This window comes from Amycolatopsis sp. EV170708-02-1 (assembly GCF_022479115.1).
Taxonomy (GTDB): Bacteria; Actinomycetota; Actinomycetes; order Mycobacteriales; family Pseudonocardiaceae; genus Amycolatopsis.
Genome location: NZ_CP092497.1, coordinates 5,868,895 through 5,889,504, shown reverse-complemented (window position 1 = coordinate 5,889,504; position 20,610 = coordinate 5,868,895). Strand labels below are relative to the sequence as shown.

22 protein-coding genes are annotated in these 20,610 nt (G+C 67.7%); 8 read left to right on the top strand and 14 right to left on the bottom strand.

The genetic code is table 11. The features are described from left to right. Positions 1-23 precede the first annotated feature (23 nt). From MJQ72_RS44680 to MJQ72_RS26485, 5 genes are all read right to left on the bottom strand, one after another. On the bottom strand, positions 24-299 hold the full coding sequence (locus MJQ72_RS44680; protein WP_256464086.1) for a terminase large subunit: 276 nt from the start codon (positions 297-299) through the stop codon (positions 24-26). Next, positions 296-940 (bottom strand): terminase large subunit domain-containing protein, encoded by a 645-nt coding sequence (locus tag MJQ72_RS26500; RefSeq protein WP_256464085.1) that lies wholly within the window; start codon positions 938-940, stop codon positions 296-298. The genes MJQ72_RS44680 and MJQ72_RS26500 overlap by 4 nt, the downstream gene beginning before the upstream one ends. Continuing rightward, positions 900-1,361 carry a phage terminase small subunit P27 family gene (locus MJQ72_RS26495; RefSeq protein ID WP_240601425.1) on the bottom strand — a complete coding sequence of 154 codons (462 nt, stop codon included), beginning with the start codon at positions 1,359-1,361 and terminating at the stop codon, positions 900-902. The genes MJQ72_RS26500 and MJQ72_RS26495 overlap by 41 nt, the downstream gene beginning before the upstream one ends. 586 nt (positions 1,362-1,947) lie before the next feature. Further along, on the bottom strand, positions 1,948-2,970 hold the full coding sequence (locus MJQ72_RS26490; RefSeq protein WP_240593722.1) for an NADPH:quinone reductase: 1,023 nt from the start codon (positions 2,968-2,970) through the stop codon (positions 1,948-1,950). Then, complete coding sequence (locus MJQ72_RS26485; protein ID WP_240593721.1) at positions 2,967-4,580, bottom strand: AMP-binding protein; 1,614 nt, start codon at positions 4,578-4,580, stop codon at positions 2,967-2,969. Before MJQ72_RS26485 ends, MJQ72_RS26490 begins: the two co-directional genes overlap by 4 nt. Before the next feature lie 189 nt (positions 4,581-4,769). Between MJQ72_RS26485 and MJQ72_RS26480 the strand changes: the two genes are divergently transcribed. Then, positions 4,770-5,945, top strand: coding sequence for an iron-containing alcohol dehydrogenase (locus tag MJQ72_RS26480; RefSeq protein ID WP_396426876.1), 1,176 nt, complete (start codon positions 4,770-4,772; stop codon positions 5,943-5,945). Between the two features lie 39 nt (positions 5,946-5,984). Here the strand turns inward: MJQ72_RS26480 and MJQ72_RS26475 are convergent, their stop codons facing one another. Both MJQ72_RS26475 and MJQ72_RS26470 read right to left on the bottom strand, forming a co-directional pair. After that, positions 5,985-6,605 (bottom strand): TetR/AcrR family transcriptional regulator, encoded by a 621-nt coding sequence (locus tag MJQ72_RS26475; RefSeq protein ID WP_240593719.1) that lies wholly within the window; start codon positions 6,603-6,605, stop codon positions 5,985-5,987. 68 nt (positions 6,606-6,673) lie between these two features. Continuing rightward, positions 6,674-7,645: an NADPH:quinone oxidoreductase family protein gene (locus MJQ72_RS26470; RefSeq protein WP_240593718.1), complete on the bottom strand. Its 972-nt coding sequence runs from the start codon at positions 7,643-7,645 to the stop codon at positions 6,674-6,676. Positions 7,646-7,806: 161 nt separating this feature from the next. On the opposite strand from MJQ72_RS26470, the gene MJQ72_RS26465 reads away from it, so the two are divergent. Genes MJQ72_RS26465 through MJQ72_RS26455 form a run of 3 tightly spaced genes read left to right on the top strand, consistent with a single transcriptional unit; the run spans position 7,807 to position 10,720 of the window. Continuing rightward, complete coding sequence (locus tag MJQ72_RS26465; RefSeq protein ID WP_240593717.1) at positions 7,807-8,856, top strand: phosphotransferase family protein; 1,050 nt, start codon at positions 7,807-7,809, stop codon at positions 8,854-8,856. Beyond that, positions 8,853-9,728 carry a MaoC/PaaZ C-terminal domain-containing protein gene (locus tag MJQ72_RS26460; RefSeq protein ID WP_240593716.1) on the top strand — a complete coding sequence of 292 codons (876 nt, stop codon included), beginning with the start codon at positions 8,853-8,855 and terminating at the stop codon, positions 9,726-9,728. Before MJQ72_RS26465 ends, MJQ72_RS26460 begins: the two co-directional genes overlap by 4 nt. Positions 9,729-9,766: 38 nt before the next feature. After that, entirely contained in the window at positions 9,767-10,720 is a 954-nt protein-coding gene (locus tag MJQ72_RS26455; RefSeq protein WP_240593715.1) for a hydroxymethylglutaryl-CoA lyase, read from the top strand. A 144-nt stretch (positions 10,721-10,864) separates the two neighbouring features. On the opposite strand, the gene MJQ72_RS26450 is transcribed toward MJQ72_RS26455, so the two are convergent. From MJQ72_RS26450 to MJQ72_RS26435, 4 genes are all read right to left on the bottom strand, one after another. Further along, positions 10,865-11,320 carry a hypothetical protein gene (locus MJQ72_RS26450; RefSeq protein ID WP_240593714.1) on the bottom strand — a complete coding sequence of 152 codons (456 nt, stop codon included), beginning with the start codon at positions 11,318-11,320 and terminating at the stop codon, positions 10,865-10,867. A gap of 146 nt (positions 11,321-11,466) precedes the next feature. Then, positions 11,467-11,760 (bottom strand): hypothetical protein, encoded by a 294-nt coding sequence (locus MJQ72_RS26445; RefSeq protein ID WP_240593713.1) that lies wholly within the window; start codon positions 11,758-11,760, stop codon positions 11,467-11,469. Positions 11,761-11,942: 182 nt separating this feature from the next. Continuing rightward, positions 11,943-13,304: an MFS transporter gene (locus tag MJQ72_RS26440; RefSeq protein ID WP_240593712.1), complete on the bottom strand. Its 1,362-nt coding sequence runs from the start codon at positions 13,302-13,304 to the stop codon at positions 11,943-11,945. A 39-nt stretch (positions 13,305-13,343) separates the two neighbouring features. Next, positions 13,344-13,655 (bottom strand): putative quinol monooxygenase, encoded by a 312-nt coding sequence (locus MJQ72_RS26435; protein ID WP_240593711.1) that lies wholly within the window; start codon positions 13,653-13,655, stop codon positions 13,344-13,346. 168 nt (positions 13,656-13,823) lie between these two features. Between MJQ72_RS26435 and MJQ72_RS26430 the strand changes: the two genes are divergently transcribed. The 4 genes from MJQ72_RS26430 to npdG all read left to right on the top strand — a co-directional run bounded on the left by MJQ72_RS26430 (position 13,824) and on the right by npdG (position 18,731). After that, on the top strand, positions 13,824-14,654 hold the full coding sequence (locus MJQ72_RS26430) for a GntR family transcriptional regulator (RefSeq protein WP_240593710.1): 831 nt from the start codon (positions 13,824-13,826) through the stop codon (positions 14,652-14,654). Then, positions 14,651-16,483, top strand: a complete 1,833-nt coding sequence (locus tag MJQ72_RS26425; protein WP_240593709.1) for a TIGR03619 family F420-dependent LLM class oxidoreductase — start codon at positions 14,651-14,653, stop codon at positions 16,481-16,483. Before MJQ72_RS26430 ends, MJQ72_RS26425 begins: the two co-directional genes overlap by 4 nt. Before the next feature lie 83 nt (positions 16,484-16,566). Next, the gene (locus MJQ72_RS26420) at positions 16,567-17,976 is read left to right on the top strand and encodes an NAD-dependent succinate-semialdehyde dehydrogenase (RefSeq protein ID WP_240593708.1); all 1,410 of its coding nucleotides are present in this window, start codon (positions 16,567-16,569) and stop codon (positions 17,974-17,976) included. A 29-nt stretch (positions 17,977-18,005) separates the two neighbouring features. After that, on the top strand, positions 18,006-18,731 hold the full coding sequence (gene npdG / locus MJQ72_RS26415; protein ID WP_240593707.1) for an NADPH-dependent F420 reductase: 726 nt from the start codon (positions 18,006-18,008) through the stop codon (positions 18,729-18,731). Between the two features lie 625 nt (positions 18,732-19,356). On the opposite strand, the gene MJQ72_RS26410 is transcribed toward npdG, so the two are convergent. The 3 genes from MJQ72_RS26410 to MJQ72_RS26400 are packed head-to-tail and all read right to left on the bottom strand — an operon-like array spanning position 19,357 to position 20,581. Then, on the bottom strand, positions 19,357-19,584 hold the full coding sequence (locus tag MJQ72_RS26410) for a hypothetical protein (protein WP_240593706.1): 228 nt from the start codon (positions 19,582-19,584) through the stop codon (positions 19,357-19,359). Continuing rightward, positions 19,575-20,180: an SDR family NAD(P)-dependent oxidoreductase gene (locus MJQ72_RS26405; RefSeq protein ID WP_240593705.1), complete on the bottom strand. Its 606-nt coding sequence runs from the start codon at positions 20,178-20,180 to the stop codon at positions 19,575-19,577. Before MJQ72_RS26405 ends, MJQ72_RS26410 begins: the two co-directional genes overlap by 10 nt. 38 nt (positions 20,181-20,218) lie before the next feature. Then, positions 20,219-20,581 (bottom strand): nuclear transport factor 2 family protein, encoded by a 363-nt coding sequence (locus tag MJQ72_RS26400; RefSeq protein ID WP_240593704.1) that lies wholly within the window; start codon positions 20,579-20,581, stop codon positions 20,219-20,221. Between the last annotated feature and the right edge of the window lie 29 nt (positions 20,582-20,610).

The following is a 20,610-nucleotide window of genomic DNA, read 5'->3' as shown; positions in this document are numbered from 1 at the left end:
GCAGCGCGGCCAGTGACAGAGAGTCACCTAGGGCGGGGGTTGGCGTAGTACCAGTTCGCCTCGTCCCACGGGTCCGCGTCGGCGGGAAGGTTGCGCAGATAGACGAACCTGTGCGGCGCGCGGGACGGGTCTTCGGCGATCTTCACGCACTCGTCGTGCTCGGACTTGGCGAACGAGGTGGGGTCGTTGCCCGCCGCCGTGGCGGCGAGCAGCAGCGGCTGCACTCGGGTGTCCATGCCGGTCCGCAGCGCGGCCCACAGCTCACCGTTCGGCTGGGTCAGGACCTCGTCGAAGATCACGCACGACGGGTTCGAGCCGAGGTTGCCCAGCGCGCGTCGGCCGCGACAACCTGATAGACGCTGTTGGCTTTCTCGTCCTCGATCCGGGCGGCGTGCTCGACCACCCGCAGCCGCTTGGACAGCACTGGTGAAAGGGCGACCATGCGGGCGGCGACGTTGAACACCAGCCGTGCCTGGTCCTTATCGCGGGCGGCGCCGTAGACCTCGGCGGACTCGACATCGTCCCCGACGAGCATGTACAGCGCGACGAACGCCAGCAGCTCGGACTTGCCGTTCTTGCGGGCGAGTTCGATCCAGCCGGACCGGTAGCGGCGGACGTAGGTCTGCCACTCCTGATCCCACCGGACCTCGCCGAACAGCGGCCGGACGATGTCGTCGCGCTGCCAGTCGGCCAGGATGAACGGTGTCCGTGCCCACCGGTCTTTGGTGTGCACGCAGATCTCTTCGGCGAACGCCTGCGCATGATCGGCGCGCTGGGCACAGAGGTGGTCGCCGCGTTGACGGCAGGCACGTCCGTCGAAGGACCAGCCGCACACCGGAAGCCGCGGAGGCTTCGGCGTGCCGGTCTGGGAACTGGGTTTGGTCGTTTGGGAACGGGGTTTAGGAGAGGAGGCGGCCCGCGTCGCCCGAGGTCCCGCCATCGGCGCTCACCTCGGCCTTGATCGCCTGCCGGTCCGACGGCGTCAGCCCGAACCGCGCCGCGAACGTCAGGAACGTGCGCTCAGAATCGGCCTGCACCTTCAATGCCGGATTCGGCACCAAGCCGCCGCCACCGGGAACCAGCAGCGCCGAGCCATTCACCAGCGCGGTGGCCACGGTGTAGCGGGCCAGCGCCTCACACAGCACACCGAACGCGTCGACATCCCACGCGGTCAAGATTTTGCGGGTGATCATGCTCGGCGCGAGCCGAGCCCAGATCGCCCTCCCCTTCTCCGACAGCCACTCCGGCGGCACGATCTCCGCCGCAGGCGGCACGGGCTCGGCGTCGTTGATCCGGTCCTTGCGGTCACCGTGCAGGATGCGCAGTGAGGTCGGTTTCCCTGCGGGGCCGCGCTTTCCCATGACGACCACCGCCTAACGTTCGCTGGGACATTTGAGATGTCCGCGCGGTCACTTCGTCAACACGTGTGACGAGGTTTCCTTACAGAGCCCCGTATTTATGTACAACACTTGGGCAAGATACGCTCCACCCGCTGTCGCTCAATGCTCGTATTGCCGCTCCCGATCCTCGGTACCGGGGTCGGGACCGACCTCGATACCGAGGAAGGAAACCGGGTGAGTGACGGCAAGATAGGTGATGACGTCGGCGATGTTTCCGGGGACGATCCTCCGGAGCGTGACCCCGGCCGGGGAACGAAACCCGACCGGCGCCACATCCTTAGTTCGAGCCGTGCTGTATGGGCTGGTCCCAGCTGTTGCCGTTTCGACGGTCAGCGCGCCCTCCAGACGACAAGCCATCGACTCCACAAACCCGAGTCCATCATCTGGGTGTAGCAGCGCCAAGGTGTCCTGACAACCGGGGAATCTCAGGGACGAACTCGTCCTTCGTCGCTCGAAGACGTGCTCGAATGGATCCGACATCCACACCAGGTGGCACAACTGGCACGGGCCGGTGCGACGCGCCTGCCCGTGCCATTATGGTCCGGTCTCATGCGTCGGTGAGGTCGATGAGTACCTTTCCCACGATGTTGCGTTCGAGGGCCGCGTGTGCTTGAGCGGTGTCGCCCAGGGGGTAGCGTTGGAGGGGCAGCCCGTGTTCCGTGCCGACGCGGAGGGCGCCGTCCTTGATGGCGGCGTCCACATCGGACAGAGCGGAATCCTTGTGGGCGGCGGGCGTCGTATAGGTGTAGGTGAAATCGAGCTGCACGTTCTTCATCAGCATCGCCGGGGTCGGGATCGCGGACGGCGCGCCGCTTCCGTAGGTGTAGACATTGATGTTGCCGTTCTGGGCAAGTACTTGGACGTCGGTGTCGAGATTGGCCGGCAGGTCTACCTCCACGATGTGGTCGACGCCTCGGCGCACCAAGGACAACACGCGTGAGGCCACGTCTTCGGTGCGGTAGTTGATGATGTGGTGTGCACCCGCTGAGCTGGCCAGGTCGGCCTTTTCCGCGCTACTGACGGTCGTGAGTACCGTCGCGCCCGCCCGGACGGCGAGCTGGATGGCCGCGTGGCCGACCGCCCCGGCTCCACCGTGCACAAGGACGGTTCTCCCGGTGAACGTGCCGGGCGCGATCTGGCGGGGGCCGTCGGCCGCGGTGGTGAGCGTGCGGTGCGCGGTCAAAGCGGGGATGCCGAGACACGCGCCGACGTCGAAGCTCGCCGTGTCGGGCAAGGGCCGTACGTGGCGAGCGGGCACCGATACGAATTCCTGCGCCGTTCCTGACGGGCGGCCGAAAGCGACGTCCCACAGCCAAACCCGTTGCCCTGGCACGAAGCCGCTGACGCCGTCCCCCACCGCGTCGACCACGCCGGCACCGTCCTGGTGTGGAACCTGCTCCGTGAACTTCATGCCCGAGGACTGTCCGGAACGGCTGCGCCAATCGGTCGGGTTCACCGCCGAGACGACCACGCGGACCCGCACCTGGCCGGCCCGTACCGCAGGCTTCTCCCTGTCCACGAGCCGGAGCACGTCCGGTCCGCCGGTTTCGGTGTAGACCACTGCCTTCATCCGCTGTTGCCTCTCGTGATCTTGATCCCGGCGGTTTCCCGGTCCCACGTGTCGGAGGTGACGGCCGCCTCGCGCAGGACGGACTTCTGGATCTTGGCCGTCGGTGTCTTCGGCAGCTCCGTGACGAAGCGGAGATAGCGGGGGACCATGTAGTACGCCATCCGTGGTTCGAGGAAACGCAGGAGGTCCACCGGATCGACCCGGGCGCCCGGTACGGGTGCGATCACGGCCATGACCTCGTCCTCGGAGACCTCGCTGGGCACGGCGACCACTGCCGCCTCTTGGACCAGGGGATGCGCCATGATCTCCGTTTCGACCTCCATCGACGAGATGTTCTCGCCGCGGCGGCGGATCGAGTCTTTGAGCCGGTCGGCGAAGTAGTAGTTGCCCTCGGCATCCCTTCTCGCGGTGTCGCCGGTGTGGAACCAGCCGTTCCGCCAGGCCCGCGCGGTCGCTTCGGGCATGCGGAAGTACCCGTGCGTCAGCGCCCATGGGGTGTCGGCGCGCACGACGATTTCTCCGGTCTCACCGATCGGCACTTCGCGATCGGCCTCGTCCACCAGCCGGACTTCCATCCCGCGCCGCACCTTGCCGCAGGTGCCTTTCTCGACCGGGTTCGGCCCCGAAACGATCGGCGCGGACAGCTCGGTCATGTTGTAGATCGTGTAGACGTCGACTCCGAACCGTCGTGAGAAGGCGGCGATGTCGTCCAGGAGCGGCACGATGAACACCTTCGCCAGCGGGTTGTCGGCATCGTCGTCCTCGGGCGGCCGCCGGTTCACGAAATTGGCCATCACGCCGAGCAGGAAGACCATCGTGCTCCGGCTGTCCCGAATCTGCCGCCAGAACCGTTCCCCGCTGAATCGGTCGACGACCGCCACCGAGCCTCCGTTGAGCAACATCGCGTAGAGCAAGGTGGACCCGCCGGCGTGGAAAGCCGGCATGTTGATCAGGAATCGGTCGTCGGCGGTCATGATCGGCATCGTCTCCGGGCCGAAGGCCGACCACGCCTGCACATAGGACGTCAGCACCCCCTTGGAAGGCCCGGTTGTGCCCGACGTGTAGAGGATCGCCTGGGTGTGCCAGGGCTCGACCGGAACCGGCGGCTCCGACGGCGTGCCCCGCACGCCGTCGAGCTCCGCGGCGGTCAGTACGTCGATCCCGTCGATGCCGAGCCGATCGACGCCGCCGACCTGGACGGCGAGCCGAAGGCTGCCGCGTGACTCGATCTGGCCGAGGCGAGGCAACAGGCCGGCGTCCCCGATGATGACCTTCGCCTCGGAGTTGCCGAGGACGTGGGACAGCAGACCGCCGCGGTAGGCGGTGTTGATCGGCACGAATACCGCACCGAGGTAGTTGAGGGCGAACCAGAACCTGACCATGTCGGGACCGTTGGGCAGCCAGCACACCACGTTGTCGAACTGGCGAACACCGAGTTCTTCCAGCGCGGCGGCCGTTCGCCGGACTTCCCGCAGTAGATCGCTCCGCGTCCAGGTGGGCCCGTCGTCGAAGATCGCGAAAATCTTGTCCGGTTCCTCGGCGGCCCGGCGTTCGAGCACGTAACGCAGGACAGCGTCCTCACGAGAGGGGATCCTCGGATCGGTCGGCACGGCACGCTCCTTCCGCGGAACCCGCGCGTAAATTTACTGAACGACCGGTACAGTTTCATGTCCTTTGCCGCCCGTCAAGTGTCGGGCTTCGTCACTTCAGGCGTGGACTCAGTACCGAATGATCGGTACAGTTCTGCGGCGTGTAGCGAGCGCCGCCCACAATGACGCGAGGAACCTGGAGGTAGCGATATGCCTGAGTGCGGAAGCTTCGAGATGCCCCGAGTCGAGACGGTTGTCGAAGGTGCCGGAGCCGTGCGTGAGATCGGCGCCGAACTCGATCGCCGCGGTCTCCGGCGGGTGTTCCTCGTGACCGGCAACTCCGTCGGGTCCGGTGCCGCGTTCAAGGAGGTGGCGGCCGATCTGGGGGACCGTGTGGTCGGGATCTTCGACAGGGTCAAGGCCCACAACCCGGTCGAACTGATCGTCGAGCTGATCCGGGAGGCGCGATCCGCGAAAGCGGAGGCCTTCGTCGCCGTGGGCGGTGGTTCGCCCTGCGACGCCGCGAAACTGGCCGCGATCGGGCTGTGCGAGGGCTCGGATTCCGTCGCCGACCTCGCTCGCAACTATCTTGAGTTCGAGTACCCGAGCACGATCCGTCAGCGACCGCTGACGGGGACGCCGATGCCGGTGTTCGCTGTACCGACGACGCTGTCGGCGGCCGAATGGGACGGCTTCGCCGGCTCGGTCGACGCCTCCCGCGACACCAAGGATCTGACCGTCTACCTCGAAGCCACACCCCGGGTCGTATTCCTCGATCCTGAGTTCTGCGCCCACACACCGCGCGACCTGTGGGCGACCACCGGTGTCCGCGCTTTGGACCACGCCGTCGAGACCGCATACGCGAAGAACGCGCACCCTCTCACCACCGCGCTGGCCAATGGGGCGCTGGGGATGCTCGCCGAGAGCCTGCCCCGGTCGGTTCGCGATCCGCATGATCACGAGGCCGCGCTCACGTGCCTGCGGGCGGCGTGGATGTCCATCATCGGAGTGCACAACGTCTCGCTCGGGTTGTCTCATGCCATCGGTCACCAACTCGGCGCCGTCGGCATCCCCCACGGGGTGACTTCGTGCATCATGCTGCCGCACGTCATGCGTTTCCTGGAGCCGGTGACCTCCGCGGAACAGGCTCGCATGGCGCAGACGCTGGCGAGGGTCCAGGGAGACGGCGAGGACTTGTCCGCCGCCGACCGGTTGGAGCGGATTCTCGACGAGCTCGGCGTGCCACGACGGGTCTCGAAGTTCGGTGTCGGCCGGGAGAAGATGCCCGGTGTGGCCCGCGCGGCACTGGGGGACATCGTGGTCCGTGAATCGCCTCGCACGGTCGACGAGACGGTCATCTCCGAACTGCTGGAATCGGTCTGGTGATGGATCGGGGGCCCGGGGCGACCGGGCCCCCGATCGGCGTTATCGCATCGGATCCTCGAGCACCCCTCGCAACAGGGTGTCGGTGAACAGATCCGCGATCTCCTCGGGCGTCCGTTTCCCGTGCGGCCGGATCCAGGCGTACGAATAGTTGTACTGACCGAGGATGCCCTTGGTGACCAACGGATCCAGCCGTCGGAATTCGCCGGCCTCGGCGCCGCCTTCGAGTAGTTCGGCGACCATGCGCTCGTAGCGGTCCCGGGCCTCCTGGACCACCACGCGCCGCTGCCCGGTGAGCGCGCGGAACTCCTGGAACGAAACCGTCCATTCGAGCGCATGGTCGGCGAGGTTGCGCATGGTCGAGCGCATCAACTCACGGAACCGCTGCTCGTAACTTGCGTCCACGGCGAGGATCCGGCCGGACCGGGTCAGCAGATCGGACATCCGCGTATGACAGATCTCGAACAGCAGCGCCTCTTTGCTGCCGATGTGGTGGTACATCGCGCCACGGCCGATCTGTGTCTCGCTGGAGAGCATCTCGATTCCCGTGGCGTGGTAGCCGTTCTCGGCGAACAGTCGCACCGCGGCCGCCATGATGCGTTGCCTGGCGTCCTCGCCCGCACGATTCGATCGCCGCGGTGACAAGCTCGGCTTCGCAGCCATGTGACGGTTCCTCGCTGATGTGACGACGACAGGGGCAGGCCGGACGCGAGACGTCGGCCTCGACGCGGCTAGCCGATACTACCGACCTTGAGTACGAGTTTCCCGGAAGCGGTGCGGTCCTCCAAGGCCTGCAGCGCCTTGGTGGCGTCGTTCAGCGGATAGACCGCGCCCACCACAGGACGGACGAATCCCTCCCGCGCGAGCCGGGTCAGCTCCGCGGCGGACGTGGCGGCGATGCTGTCGTCGAGCTCGACGAAGCCACCCCAGTACACGCCGACGACCTCGATGTTCTTCAGCAGCAAACGGTTCACCGCGATTTCGGGGATCCCGCCCGCCGCGAAGCCGATCACCAGGTGGCGCCCCTCGGGGCGCAGCAGCCGGATCGAATCGGCGAAGTAGTCGCCGCCGACCGGATCCACCGTGACGTCGATGGGACCGGTCGCGCGCACCTCGTCCGCCCAGTCGTCCTGCGCCACCACAACGGTGTCCGCGCCGGCCGCTTCCGCGACCGGCATCATGGCCGTCGAGTCCACGACCGCGGTGACCTCCGCGCCGAGCCCTTTCGCGACCTGGATCGCAGCCGTGCCGACGCCGCCCGCGGCTCCGTGTATCAGCACGTGTTCGCCGGCCTTGAGCCGACCTCGGCGGACGAGGGCGAAGTGCACGGTCTGGAAGTTCATCGCGAACGCCGCACCCTGCTCGAACGAGAGCTCGTCGGGCAGAGCGAACGTCGTCGCCGGTTTGGCGACGACGACCTCCGCGTATCCGCCGCTGGGCACATAGGCGGCACAGCGATCTCCTGCCTTCACGGTCGCGCCCGGGGGAGCGGACCGGACCACACCTGCCACTTCGACACCGGGGACGAAGGGCAGCTCAGGGCGCACCTGGTATTGGCCTCGGGTCATCAGGGCGTCCACGAAGCTCACCCCGACAGCCTTCACATCGATGGTGATCTCGTCCGCCGCCGCTTCCGGTTCGGGTATGTCCACCCGCTCCACGGCGTCCGGGCCTGCCAGGGAAGAAATCTGGATCGCGCGCACGGTGCTCCTCCGGTTCTGAATCTGTACCAGTCGTTCGGCGGTATTCATAAAGGCTAGATGGCATCTTGACCGTGTACTGGGATGTACATACTGTACCGACCAGTCGATTCTTGGCAAGGCGTGAACAGCGGAGAAGGAAGCCAGCAAGGATGAACGAAGGCATGGACGAACTCGTCGGGTTGCCGCGGACGCCGGTCGATCGCTGGCTGGTGGAGACCCTCGGGGAAAGCTTCGACGTAGGGCAATGGCATGCCGAGGCGATCTCGGGTGGGCTGTCGAATCTGACTTACCGGGTATGGCTCGGCGACCAGTCGGTCATTCTCCGCCGGCCCCCGCTCGGCGGAGTGCTGCCCAGCGCGCACGACATGCGCCGGGAATGGCGGCTGCTGACGGCGTTGTCCCGCACTGGCGTCCCGGTGCCGGAACCGCTGGCGCTGTGCACAGACGATTCGGTGATCGGCGCGGCGTTCTATGCGATGTCCGACATCAGCGGGGCGATACTGCGTTCACCCGCGGAAACCGAAGCGCTCGGTGCCGAGCGACGCCGTCAGGTCTCGGAAGCGTTCGTCGAGACGCTCGTCCGGTTGCACAGCTTGGTTCCCGAGCAGGTCGGGCTCCAGGACTTCGGGCGGCCCGGTCGATTCAACGAACGGCAGGTGCGACGCTGGCGCCGCCAATGGGACAGCAGCAGGCGACGCCGGCTTGCCGATATGGACAAACTCTTCGATGCGCTCGAGGGGCAGGTCCCGCCGGAAAGCGGCGTCTCCATCGTGCACGGCGACTATCGGCTCGACAACGTGATCGTCGACCTCGGCGGCGCCCCGCGGATCGCTGCCGTCCTCGACTGGGAGATGGCGACACTCGGTGACCCGCTAGCGGATCTCGGCCTGGCGTTGACCTACTGGCACGACCTCGGCGATGACGAGCGTGCACTCGTCCCCGCCGCGGCCGGGGTCACCGCCTTCCCGGGTTTTCCCAGCGCGGCTGAGGTCGCCGACCGATACGCGGAGCTCAGCGGCGGGGGCCTCGAACACCTGAACTTCTTCCTGGGCCTGGGTTCGCTGAAGCTGGCCGTGATCCTCGAGGGCGTGGGCGCCCGCTTCCGCGCCGGGCACATGGCGCGGCAGGACGAGCTGGGTGTGGATGAAGCGATCCGCGTGCTCGTCGCCCGCGGGTTGCGTCATGTCACAGAACAAGGAAGGTCATTGTGACACAAGGAGAACACGTCATTCGCATATTGCCGCCGGGCACTCCTGGTCTGGCCCGCTCGATCGAGCATCGGATCGGCGAGCGGTGGCTGCGGGCCTTCGCGGTCGCTGTCGGCGACCTCCGAGAGGAACTCTTCGACCTCGAACGGGAGAACGGCATCGTCGGCCATCCACTGTTCCCCGTCTGTGTCGAATGGCCACTCATCGCGCACGGCGCCCCGGGTATCGAGTTGAGCACGGAAACCTTGAACGTGGGCCTGCATGTTTCGCATCGTCTGCGCATGGCAGAACCTTTGCGTCCCGGGCGGCGGGTGCGTACGGAAGCCCGGCTGCATCGGGCTGAAGCGCGACGCGGTGCCGTTCACATCGTCACCGAGTTCCGAACCTTTTCCACTACCGGAGAGGGACTCGTCACCACCCACCTGGGCACGCTTTATCGCGGCACACGCCTCGAAGGTGTGCCGATCCCTGGAACGGTGGAAGAAGTCCCCACACCTGAAACCGGCGCGCTCGATCGCGTCGGGTCCTTCGACACCGACGCGACCAACGCCGTCATCTATAGCGAGTGCGCGAACATCTGGAATCCCATCCACACGGATATTCGCGTCGCTCGCGACGCCGGGCTGCCCGACACGGTCCTGCACGGTACGGAAACCCTCGCGCGAGCGGTCTCAACCGTGACCGGATCCGCTGTCTTTCCACGCCATGCCAGGGTGACCGGCGTCGACGGTCGTTTCACCAGCCCGGTGTTCCCCGGCCAGACGCTCACCGTCAACGCCGGCCTGGCGGCCGAGGACGCCATCGCCTTCGATGTCAGGACGGTGGACGGAACGCCGGCGATCTCGGCCGGTCTTGTCAGGTTCGCGAACCGATGATCACCGACCGGGAGCCGTCATCCGACCGTGGTGAAACCATGAATTACGGCCGAACGCCTCTGGACGGTCTCCCGCCGCGGGTCACGATCTGCGAGGTCGGCCCCCGGGATGGGCTGCAGAACGAGTCGGCAGTGTTGCCTGTCGAGGTGAAGGCCGAGTTCATCGCCCGCCTCGTCGATGCCGGCCATTCCCTGGTGGAAACCACGAGCTTCGTCCACCCGAGGTGGGTACCGCAACTGGCCGACGCCGAGGCCCTGTTCGCGGTGATCGAGCGGGCCGAGGGCGTCCGGTACCCGGTGCTGGTGCCCAATGAGCGTGGCTTGGAGCGCGCACTCGACCTCGGCGTGCGGGACATCGCCGTCTTCGGTAGCGCCACCGAATCGTTCGCCGAGCGCAATCTCAACCGGTCGATCGACGAGTCCCTGGAGATGTTCGCCCCGGTGGTCGGAAGAGCACGTGAGGCCGGGATGGCCGTGCGGGCCTACCTGTCGATGTGTTTCGGCGACCCGTGGGAAGGTGAGGTACCGGTCCGGAAGGTCGTCGAAGTCGCGTCCCGGATGATGGCGCTGGGATGTACCGAATTGAGCCTCGGCGACACCATCGGTGTCGCCACGCCGGGGCGTGTGGTGCTGCTGCTGAAGGCGCTCGCCGCGGCCGGAACCCCACTGGAGCGAGTCGCGGTGCATTTCCACGACACCTACGGTCAGGCCCTTTCCAACACACTGGCGGCTCTCCAGTGCGGTGTCACCACTGTCGACGCCAGTGCCGGCGGCCTCGGTGGTTGCCCGTACGCGCGTAGAGCCACGGGCAACCTCGCCACCGAGGACCTCCTCTGGCACCTCGACGGCCTCGGCGTCGAAACCGGTGTCAGCCTGGAGAAGTCGGTCGAAACGAGTGTGTGGCTGGCCGAGCGACTCGGCCGTCCCAGCCCTTCCCGTACCGTCGCGGCACTGAGGGGAAATAGACCCATTGCGTCCAGGTCTGGAACTTGAACGTGGTGGAGCGATCACCTGCCGGTGATCGCTCCACCGGCCGCCGCGCTTCGGTGTTCGGCTCGGTGGCGGTGGCTCGATCCGCCCAATGCGCATCAGCTGAAGGTATGTCCAGATCAACGATCAAGCGATCGAGAAGAAGCTTCAGGTGGCGATGTGGGTTGCGAGCCGGTCTGTGACGCTGCGGGGTTCGCGGCCGAGGAGTTCGGCCAGCACCGGGCCGGTTTCGGCGAAGTGGCCGGCGCGGGCGGCCTGGTACCAGGTGAGGAGAAGCCGGGCCATCTGCTCCGGGACGCCGGTCGCGAGCTGGTCGGCGACCCGCTGGTCGTCGTCCACGACGACGCGTTCGATGGTGCGACCGGTGAGGTCGGAGGCGATCTCGGCGAGATCGCCGAAGGTGACGGCGGACGGCGCGGCGAGGGTGACGGGGCCGTCGAAGGAACGGTCGCCGGCGAGGATGACCGACCGCTGAGTCGGTGATCGAGGACCTCTATACTGCGGTGTTCGGCGCGAAACCCGAAGACGGCCAAGACGAGGAGAACCGGGCACGAGGTGGCTCGCCGGGGGAAGCCTGAGGTCGCCGAGGGTGGGCACGAACACCGGCAAACCCCGGCCACGGCCTGGACAGGGGAGACGCAGCACCCCACGCGCCGAACTGGCGAAACAGGCCGGTTCGGGGAAGTCTCGCCAGAAGTGGGCGTGCTCGACGAGCCGGCCTTCGACGCGGTCTTCCGCGGCGACCCTGATCAGGCCGTGTCGCTGCTCGTGGAGATGGCCTCCGCCACCGATGAGAAGTCCGCGCCGCCGCGAGGCGCCTGGCGACCCGGCTCGTGCTCGACCTGGCCCGCCGAGGCGTCGCGAGCACCCGGGGGATCGGCAGGCTCAGCCGGGTCAAGGCGGAACTCGGTGGCGAGCTCGATCTCGACGCGTCCCTGCCCGCCCTGCTGGACGCGGCGGCCACCGGCGCACACCCGACCGGGACGAGCTTTTCGCCCAGCAGTGGGAAAACCGGAGATCGCGCAGTGTCTGCTGATCGACACCAGCGGGTCCATGACCGGACGACGGCTCGCCGCGGCGGCGCTGACCGCCGCGGCGTGCCCCGGGCGACCACGTCGTCGTCTCCCTCGTGCGGACGACCGACGTCATCCGTCCTTTGTGGGTGTGGGGCGCGAACCGCCGGTTCGCGCCCCACACCCAAGACGTCGCGGGTGAGACGGCGGGCTCAGCGGGGCAGAGGCTGTCCCTTGGTCTCCGGTCCGACGAACCAGATCAGGCCGAGTGCGATCACGTAGGACGCCACACCGATAGTCGTCGCCGCCGTCGAGATGCTCCCGAGCAGGTTGATGAGCAGACCAGCGGCGAGCGTGACGAGCGAGCCTGCGATCCGGGCAGAGTTGAACACCGTCGAGATCGCGGTCGCCCGTCCCGCGGTAGGGAACAACTCAGGCATGTAGATCGGCATCCACGCGAACTGCCCCAGGATGAAGAATCCGGCGACGCCTGCGGCGACGAGGGCCGCCCCCGGCGTCGAAACGGCGAAGAAGAAGACCGGGAGGATCAACGCCGAACCCGCGTAGTAGACGAGCATGGTGGGTTTGCGGCCCCATTTGTCGGCAAGATAGCCCAACAGTAGATACCCCGGCACGGACGCGGCATTGAACACCAGGCCCGCGTTCGCGGCCCACGCGCCGGCGGGCAGTCCCGTGTTCTTCGCGAGCTGGTCGGTGTACTGCGGGATCCAGGCCGACACGCTGTAGAGGCCGATGACCGACACCACGGTGATCAGGAGAAGTCGCAGAGCCCGCCGACGCAGGTGCGGCTGACTGAACACCGACGTGAACGGAGACCGCAGGAGCTCCCGGTCCGCTGGGCCGACCTGTCCACCGCCTACAGCAGTGGCCTTGGCCTTGCGCCTGCGGTCGCGGATCTCTGTCCACATCTCCGGGTCGTGGACGGCTCGGCGCACGTAGAGCACGATCAGTGCGGGCAGGGCACCGACGAGGAACAGATACCGCCAGGCCTCGGTTCCCACCGGCTGAAGGAGAAACCAGGTCAGGGCCGCGAGCACGGCGCCGACCCCGAACCCGGACTGCAATACGGCGGCTGCCCGTCCGCGGGAGCGGTCGGGCCACAGTTCGCCGATGAGGGCCGTCGCGCTGCCCCACTCGGCGCCCAAGCCCATGCCTGTGACGAAGCGCAAGGCCAGTAGCCACCAGTAGTCGGGCGCGAACGCGGTCAGGCCCGTGAACACCGCATACCAGAGAATCGAGATCATCAGGGTGCGTCGACGGCCGAGGTAGTCGGCGGCGAAGCCGGCGGCGATCCCGCCTACGGCCCAGCCCAGAAGCGTCGCGGCGACCAGTGCGCCGACGTAGGCGGGAAGTCGTTCGAGTTGGCCGCTGGTCCCCAGACTGGTGACAGCTGCCGAACCCGCGAGGACAAGTGCGTAGGTCTCGAACCCGTCGAACGTCCATCCGAGCCACGACGCTACGAGTGCGCGGCGGCTGGTCTTGTCGATGCTGCGCAGGGTCACGGTTCGATCGCGGGTGTCGAGCGGTGGTACGCCGCTCTCCAGGTCGGACACAGTGCTCTCCTTTGAGCCGAAGCTTCGTCGTCCGAGTGATCAGTTGAGTGCGTCGACCGGGGCAAGAACGGTGACGCTGATCGGCGCCGCGAGCAAGTCCGGAAGCTGAGCCCGGTAGTTCTTGTAATGCGTCGACACGCGGTGCGCCTCCAGGGCAGACGAGTCCTCGTAGCACTCGAGGAGGACGAACTCCGCACCGTCTCCCTGGGCGGCGAACAGGTTGTAGAAGTGGCAGCCCGCCTCGGCTCGCGTCGGAGCCACCATCCCCTCGAGCAGTTCCCGCAGCCGGCCGGAGGTCTCGGGCGTCGGGGTGAAGCGGGCGATCACGGTCACGGGGCTCTCGTCGGCCATGGCGTCTCCAGTCGGTTGGGCGGGCGCCTCTTGCGTCCCTCTCGGTAATACGTTATAAAACGTCTTATGCCCGTTGTCAAGACTGAGCCACAGCTCGCCCGCTCGGCGCCTGTTCTCATGGGCATGTCGCGGCATGGTGGGTTACCTCCACCGAGTTCAATACGACTTATGACATCCCGTGAAGACGCCGAACCTCGCCTCGACCTGACGGACGCTGACCTGCGGATCCAGCGCGGTCGAACCTCGGCCACCGCGCAGCTGGCCGAACAGATCAAGGCATTGATCGTCAAGCAGCAATTGCCACCGGGCGCACGACTGCCCACCGAGAAGGAGCTGATCGAGGAGTCCGGTCTGAGTCGGATCACCGTCCGTGCCGCAGTGGGCGCCCTCGAGCGTCAGGGCTGGGTCGTGCGCAGGCAAGGGCTGGGCACTTTCGTTTCCGAACCACTGGACCAGGAGCTGTCGTCCGGGGTCCGCACGATCACGGAGGTCCTGCTCGACCGCGGTGTCACGCCGCAGATCGAGGTCATGAGCTTCGGAGTCGAGCCTGCGTCGGCGTACGTCGCGCGAACGCTGGGGGAGCGTGAGGTGCTCACCATCCGCCGCCGCTACGGCGACGGCGAGCAGCCCGTGGCGTTGGTGACGATCCATCTCCCGACGCGGGTGCTGGACGCCGCCGAGCCGTTGCGCTCGGCCGAACCGGCTACCGAGACCACCTACACGATGTGGGAACAGCGGCTGGGCACGCGCATCGCGGAGGCCCGGCACGAAATCCACGCCGCAGGCGCGTCCGCGGACGTCGCGGCGGCGCTGGACGTCGACGAGGGCGCACCGGTCCTCGTCCTCGATCGCGTCAGCTTCGACCACGAGAACCGACCGCTGGAGGTCGTGGTCTTCCATTACCGGCCGGATCGCTACGGATTCTCGGTGACGCTTCCCCGCGTCATCGCGAACGGGACGGTCGGCATGACAGAGAGAACAGAAAGGTTGCGTTCATGACCAACACCGATACCGGCACGCCGGGGCATTCCGGCGGGGACGGCCCGCACGTCGGGCTGATCCTCGCCCTCACCATCCGCGGCCTCTCCGTGGGCAACTACCCGGACATGACCCGCGTCGCGCAGACGGCGGAGTCCCACGGGTTCGACTCGGCGTGGCTGTGCGACCACTTCCTGACCCTCAGCCCCGACGACTACGTCCGCGACGCCGGGATCACCGACAACGCGAACGGTGACGCGCCCGCGGCGCAGGGTCCGTCGTCGATCCCGCTCCTGGAGTGCTGGACGGCGCTGTCGGCGCTGTCGCGCGACACGACCTCTCTGCGCCTGGGCACCAGCGTGCTGTGCAACTCGTACCGTCATCCCGCCGTCCTCGCCAAGATGGCCGCGACCCTCGACGTGATCTCGGGCGGGCGCGTGGACCTGGGGCTGGGGGCAGGCTGGTTCCAGCAGGAGTTCGAGGCCTATGGGATCCCGTTCCCGTCGACCGGCGACCGCGTCTCGGCGCTCGCCGAGTCGCTGCAGGTGATGCGCAGCGTCTGGACCGAGGCCAACCCCCGTTTCAGCGGCGACTTCTACACGATCGACGGCGCGATCTGCGACCCACTGCCCGTCCAGAAGCCGCACCCGCCGCTGTGGGTCGGCGGCGAAGGGCTGCGGGTCAACCGCATCGCCGTCCGACACGCGAACGGCGTCAACGTCAGGTGGTGGTCTGCCGAGAAGTGCGCAGAGCGCCGGGCGCTGCTCGACAGTGAGTGCGAGGCGATCGACCGTGATCCCTCGACCCTCGAGCTTTCAGTGACGACGGTGCTCGCACCCACCGAGTCGCCCGCGGTCCAGCAACAGCTGCGCGCTCGGTTCAAGTCGATCCCGGAGAGCGGCCTCATCACCGGCTCCGCCGACGCCTGCGTCGAGCAGATCCGCGAGTACCAGGCCGCTGGGATCAACCACTTCCTGTTCACGATCCCGGACGTCGCCGACTCCGACTATCTCGACGTGGTGGGCGAGCAGATCCTTCCGCATCTCGATACCGCCGGAGCCCCCAACCCGCCTGACCTCCGTACACACCCGCTGAAAGCGAGCCGCACGATGACCTCCGATGTGACCTCCCAGTCGACCGAGACCGCCGGTGAGGAGTACCTCCGCCCGACCGAGTACATCGACTCCGACCACCCGACCGTCGTCGAGACCGCCCGCCGGATCACCGAGGGCGTCACGACTGACGTCGAGCGTCTGGGCCGCATCTACCACCACGTCCGTGACCTGCCCTACGACATCCTCGCCTCGTTCCGCTACCTCGCGACGGGGCAGACGGCCGCAAGCGACGTCCTCGAGAACGGCGTCGCGTTCTGCATGGGCAAGGCCAGCTCTTTCGTCGCGCTGGCCCGCGCTGCCGGCATCCCGGCGCGCGTCGCCTTCCAGGCGCTGGACGCCCCCGAGATGGAGTTCCTCTCGCCCGAGGTCCGCGTGCTGTGGGGCGGGCCGGTCGGGCGTCCGCTGCCGTGGCACTCGCTCGGTGAGGCGTTCGTCGACGGCCGGTGGGTCAAGCTCGACGCCACGATCGACGCGCCCACCGCCTCCAAGCTCGGCAAGCCGTACGCGGTCGACTACGACGGCCACACCGACATCCCCACCGTCGAGGGCCCGGTGCTGCGGGAGAACGGCAGCTATGCCGACTACCCCGCCGAGGTCGCGGACTGGTACGTGCGCGTGGCACGCGAGGTGCTCGACGCGCTCGAGTCGACCGCTGCTCACGAGCGCGTCGCCGCCGACGACGTGCTGTGGAGTGGGCCGGACGCGGAGCTCGTCCGCCGTCAGGCCGTTGGCTGACCGTCCCCCGCGTGGCGCGGCGTCCAGGTCGGGCCACCGAGATTCCCGCCGCGTTCCCGTGCCGACCAGAGAAGGGCACCACGATGTCCGTTCGTCAGATTACCTCCGTCAACCCCGCGACCGAAGAAGTCCTGGGTCGCTTCGATCCGCACACCCCGGACCAGATCGAGGCGGCCCTCGCCCGGGCGGCCGGTGCGGCCGCCCAGTGGCGGTCAACTCCGATCGAGGTCCGCGCCCAGCACCTCCTCCGCGCCGCAGCCATCATGCGCGCCGACCGGGACAGGCTCGCCGCGCTGATCACCGAGGAGATGGGCAAGCCCATCGCTGAGGCTGAAGCCGAGGTCGAGAAGTCCGCCTGGTGCTGTGAGTACTACGCCGAGCACGGTCCGGCGATGCTCGCCCGCGAGCCGGTCGAGACCGCCGCCACGCGCAGCCACATCGCCTACGACCCGCTGGGTCTGGTGCTCGCCGTGATGCCGTGGAACTTCCCGCTGTGGCAGGTGTTCCGGTTCGCGCCGCCCGCGCTGCTGGCGGGCAACGGCGCCGTGCTGAAGCACGCGTCGAACGTCCCGCGCTGCGCCCTCGCGATCGCCGAGGTCTGGGAGCAGGCGGGCTGCCCGGCCGGGCTGTTCACCACGCTGCTGGTCGGCCCGGACGCCGTGCCGAGCCTCATCGCCGACGATCGCATCCACGCCTTGACCCTCACCGGCTCGACCGAGGTCGGCGCCCAGGTCGCGGCCATGGCCGCCGCGCACCTCAAGCCGCAGGTGCTCGAACTCGGTGGCTCAGACCCGTTCATCGTCCTCGCAGACGCCGACATCCCCGCCGCCGCGGCCGCCGCCGTCACGGCGCGGATGCTCAACGCTGGGCAGAGCTGCATCTCGGGCAAGCGCTTCATCGTCGAGGACGCGGTCGCCGAGGAGTTCACCGAAGCGTTCGCCGCAGGCGTCGCCGCGCTGACTGTCGGCGACCCCTTCGACCGCGACGTCCGGATCGGCCCGTTGGCCAGGGCGGGCATCCGCGCGGACGTGCTTGACCAGGTGCGCCGCAGCGTCTCGGCGGGCGCCAGGATCGTCACCGGCGGCACGGTGCCCGAGGGACCGGGCTTCTACCTCTGGCCCGCCGTCCTGGACAACGTCACCCCCGAGATGGCCGTCGCGGCTGAGGAGACCTTCGGACCGGTCGCCGCGGTCGTCCGGGCGAAGGACGCGTCCGATGCCGTCGACATCGCCAACGTCACCGAGTTCGGTCTTGGTGCGGCCCTGTGGACGTCCGACCTCGACCGCGCTGACCTCCTTGTGCCCCGCATCGACGCAGGCGCCGTGTTCGTCAACGGCATCGTCGCGTCCGACCCCCGGCTGCCCTTCGGCGGCGTCAAGCGCAGCGGCTATGGGCGTGAGCTGGGCGTCTTCGGGATCCGGCAGTTCACCAACATCAAGAGCGTCTGGGTCGGGCCTGCGCAAAACGGCCAAGACCACCCGCTCAGCGAATGAACCACCAGGCCGAGATCGAAGGAGCTCCCATGACATCCCCTCAGCCCGCGCCACGGCTCGATGAGCAGTCCCAGCGCGTCGGGACCGTCGCCATCGTCGGTGGCACCGGTGCCCTCGGGCTCGGACTCGCGACGCGGTGGGCGCACGCCGGTATCGATGTCCGCATCGGTTCTCGCCGCGCGGACTCCGCGCAGGCTGTTGCTACGCGGCTACCACGAGCGTCCGGCGGTGAGAACGCCGTGATGATCGATGGAGCGCCGGTCGTCGTCATCGCGGTCCCGTTCAGCGCTCACCTCGAGACTCTGCGATCGCTCGCCAAGGTCATCCAGCCGGGGCAGTTGCTGATCGACACGACCGCGCCGATGGTGCCAGGGCGCCGAGGCCTTCGGCCGATCATGCCGTGGGCGGGCTCAGCTGCCGAGCAGGCCCAAGACCTGCTTCCGGCAGGCGTCTCGGTCATCTCCGCGATGCAGACGGTCAGCGCCGCCATCCTGCAGGACCTCGGACAGCGCCTCGACGAGGACGTGTTGATCTGCGGCGACAAGAGCGCCGACAAGGCTGTCGCAGCTGGTCTCATCGAAAGCATCCACGGATTGCGCGCGGTCGACTGCGGCCCCCTGGACATGAGCGGTATCTGTGAACGGATCACCGCGTTGCTGGTCGGTGTCAACCGGCGCTACAAGACGCACGCCGGAATCCGGCTCACCGGACTGCCCGTGACATCGGCGAAATCGAGCCTCGGACGTCCCGCGTAATCCCTGCGGCCCGCCCACACCTGGCTGGTTCGCGACCTCTTCGTCACCGGGCACCCGATTCGCCCTGGATCGGGGCTGATCGCTAGGCGGTGTCGACGAAGGTGTCGGGGGGGGGCAGGACGACGTCGCTGATCTCGCGGTCGACTCGTTCGCCTTTCCAGACGGGGTGCCCCCGCCTGGAAAGGCGAACGCGGGAAGTGTTGAAGACCGAGCGGCCCGGCGCGGGGGGACGACACCCTCTCATGGGGACCACCGTTCGGCGAACCGTCGCCGAGCAGCAGCAGCGGAGTGCCGTTCGCCGTGCGGTCGAGGACGTCCTGGAAGTGTTGTAACCAGGTCACTTTGCGTTCGGTCTTGGCCGCGCTGGAATCGCGGGACGGCACGTAGGCACCGGCGACGCGGAGCGGTCCGTCAGTGGTGCCAACGACGACCCCGGCGGCACGGGCGGGCAAGTAGTCCATGGCGGTGCTGAGCGGGTCGGGTGTGGCGGCGAGCTTGCTGACGATCATGACGCCGAGCTCACCCGGGGCGTGCTCGGGAAAGGTCACGGCGTACCCGGCTGCGGTGAATGCTTCGGCGCGGAGCTGGCGCCGGGCGCAGTCGAGCGACGCCCGCAGCCACAAGACTAGAAGTCCGTGCTGCGTGAAAGCTTCTCGTTGGCGCGCAGCTCCACGAGAGCTTTCTCGTACATCCCGGTGACGACGTCGTAGCCAGAGTTTCCGAGTACGATCCGGCGCGGCGGAACGGGTGCGTTCATCGCACTGAGCACGGCCCGCACTCCCCGCACGGGATCGCCCTCTTGCTTGCCATTGTGGTCCACGAACGCCGCCTTGACGCTCTCGATCATCGGCACGTAAGCGTCTCGTTGACGGGCTGGTCCTGGAAGCCGGCGAAGGCTTTGGTGCGGGTTGCTCCCGGCTCTACGACGAGCACCCGCACACCGAACGGCTCGACCTCGAGCCGCAGCGCCTCCGACAGTCCTTCGACCGCGAACTTCGCCGCCGAGTAGTAGCCGAACCCCTGCGCGGTGACGAGGCCCGCCACCGACGACATGTTCACGATCCAGCCGCTGCCGCGTGCCCGCATACCCGGCAGGACGGCACGCACCACGTCGACCACGGCGAACAGGTTGAGGTCGAACGTGCGGCGGATCGTCTCGTCAGGGGCCCCTTCGACCGAACCGAACCAGCCGCGGCCCGCGTTGTTGACGAGCACGTCGATTCCGCCGTACCGATCCTCCGCCGCCTTGACCGCCGCACGCACTTGCTGGGCATCGGTGACGTCGAGCTCAAGAACCAGCACGCGGTCGCCGTAAGGCTCAGCCCATTCCCGAAGCTCAGCAGGCCGACGCACGGTCACCACGACTCGATCGCCCTGGTCCAGTGCGGCCTCGGCGTAGACCAGACCGAACCCTCCGGGCGTCCCACCGGTGATGAACCAAACCTTCATGATTCTTCTCCATTCAAGATCGACGTGCGCGGGTTCGGTCAGGCCGCGTGGTTGGCGATGACGATTTCGGCGATGCGGTCGTCCCGGAGCGTGAACCGGTAGTCGAGCTCGGCGATCCCGCCGGGGAAGTTGCCTTCGAGCCGCAGGGTCACGACCCAGTGGTTGTCGTCTGCGCGGTGCGCGCCGATCTGTTCGGTCGTGTACTCGAACTCGGTCCCGGCTTCCCGCAGGAACGCGTGCGTCTTCTCGCGTCCGCGGAAGGTCTCGTCCTGGTCGATGATCACCGCGTCCTCGGTGAGGAACGACGAGGCGGTGTCGGCGTCGTGGACGACGTGGGCGGCGAAAAACTCCCGCACGGTGGTCGGGAGCAGATCGGACTGGGAATCGGTGTGCTGTGTCATGAGCCCATCGTGTGATCTCGCGGGGTGGG

Bases quoted from the DNA above. Each gene is read 5' to 3' on its own strand.
- MJQ72_RS26495 (WP_240601425.1), bottom strand. From the start codon at position 1,361: ATGGGAAAGCGCGGCCCCGCAGGGAAACCGACCTCACTGCGCATCCTG.
- MJQ72_RS26500 (WP_256464085.1), bottom strand. From the start codon at position 940: ATGGCGGGACCTCGGGCGACGCGGGCCGCCTCCTCTCCTAAACCCCGT.
- MJQ72_RS26480 (WP_396426876.1), top strand. From the start codon at position 4,770: ATGCCTGAGTGCGGAAGCTTCGAGATGCCCCGAGTCGAGACGGTTGTC.
- MJQ72_RS26435 (WP_240593711.1), bottom strand. From the start codon at position 13,655: ATGGCCGACGAGAGCCCCGTGACCGTGATCGCCCGCTTCACCCCGACG.
- MJQ72_RS26425 (WP_240593709.1), top strand. From the start codon at position 14,651: ATGACCAACACCGATACCGGCACGCCGGGGCATTCCGGCGGGGACGGC.
- MJQ72_RS26400 (WP_240593704.1), bottom strand. From the start codon at position 20,581: ATGACACAGCACACCGATTCCCAGTCCGATCTGCTCCCGACCACCGTG.
- MJQ72_RS26430 (WP_240593710.1), top strand. From the start codon at position 13,824: ATGACATCCCGTGAAGACGCCGAACCTCGCCTCGACCTGACGGACGCT.
- MJQ72_RS26455 (WP_240593715.1), top strand. From the start codon at position 9,767: ATGAATTACGGCCGAACGCCTCTGGACGGTCTCCCGCCGCGGGTCACG.
- MJQ72_RS26465 (WP_240593717.1), top strand. From the start codon at position 7,807: ATGGACGAACTCGTCGGGTTGCCGCGGACGCCGGTCGATCGCTGGCTG.
- MJQ72_RS26475 (WP_240593719.1), bottom strand. From the start codon at position 6,605: ATGGCTGCGAAGCCGAGCTTGTCACCGCGGCGATCGAATCGTGCGGGC.
- npdG (WP_240593707.1), top strand. From the start codon at position 18,006: ATGACATCCCCTCAGCCCGCGCCACGGCTCGATGAGCAGTCCCAGCGC.
- MJQ72_RS26420 (WP_240593708.1), top strand. From the start codon at position 16,567: ATGTCCGTTCGTCAGATTACCTCCGTCAACCCCGCGACCGAAGAAGTC.
- MJQ72_RS26490 (WP_240593722.1), bottom strand. From the start codon at position 2,970: ATGAAGGCAGTGGTCTACACCGAAACCGGCGGACCGGACGTGCTCCGG.
- MJQ72_RS26405 (WP_240593705.1), bottom strand. From the start codon at position 20,180: ATGAAGGTTTGGTTCATCACCGGTGGGACGCCCGGAGGGTTCGGTCTG.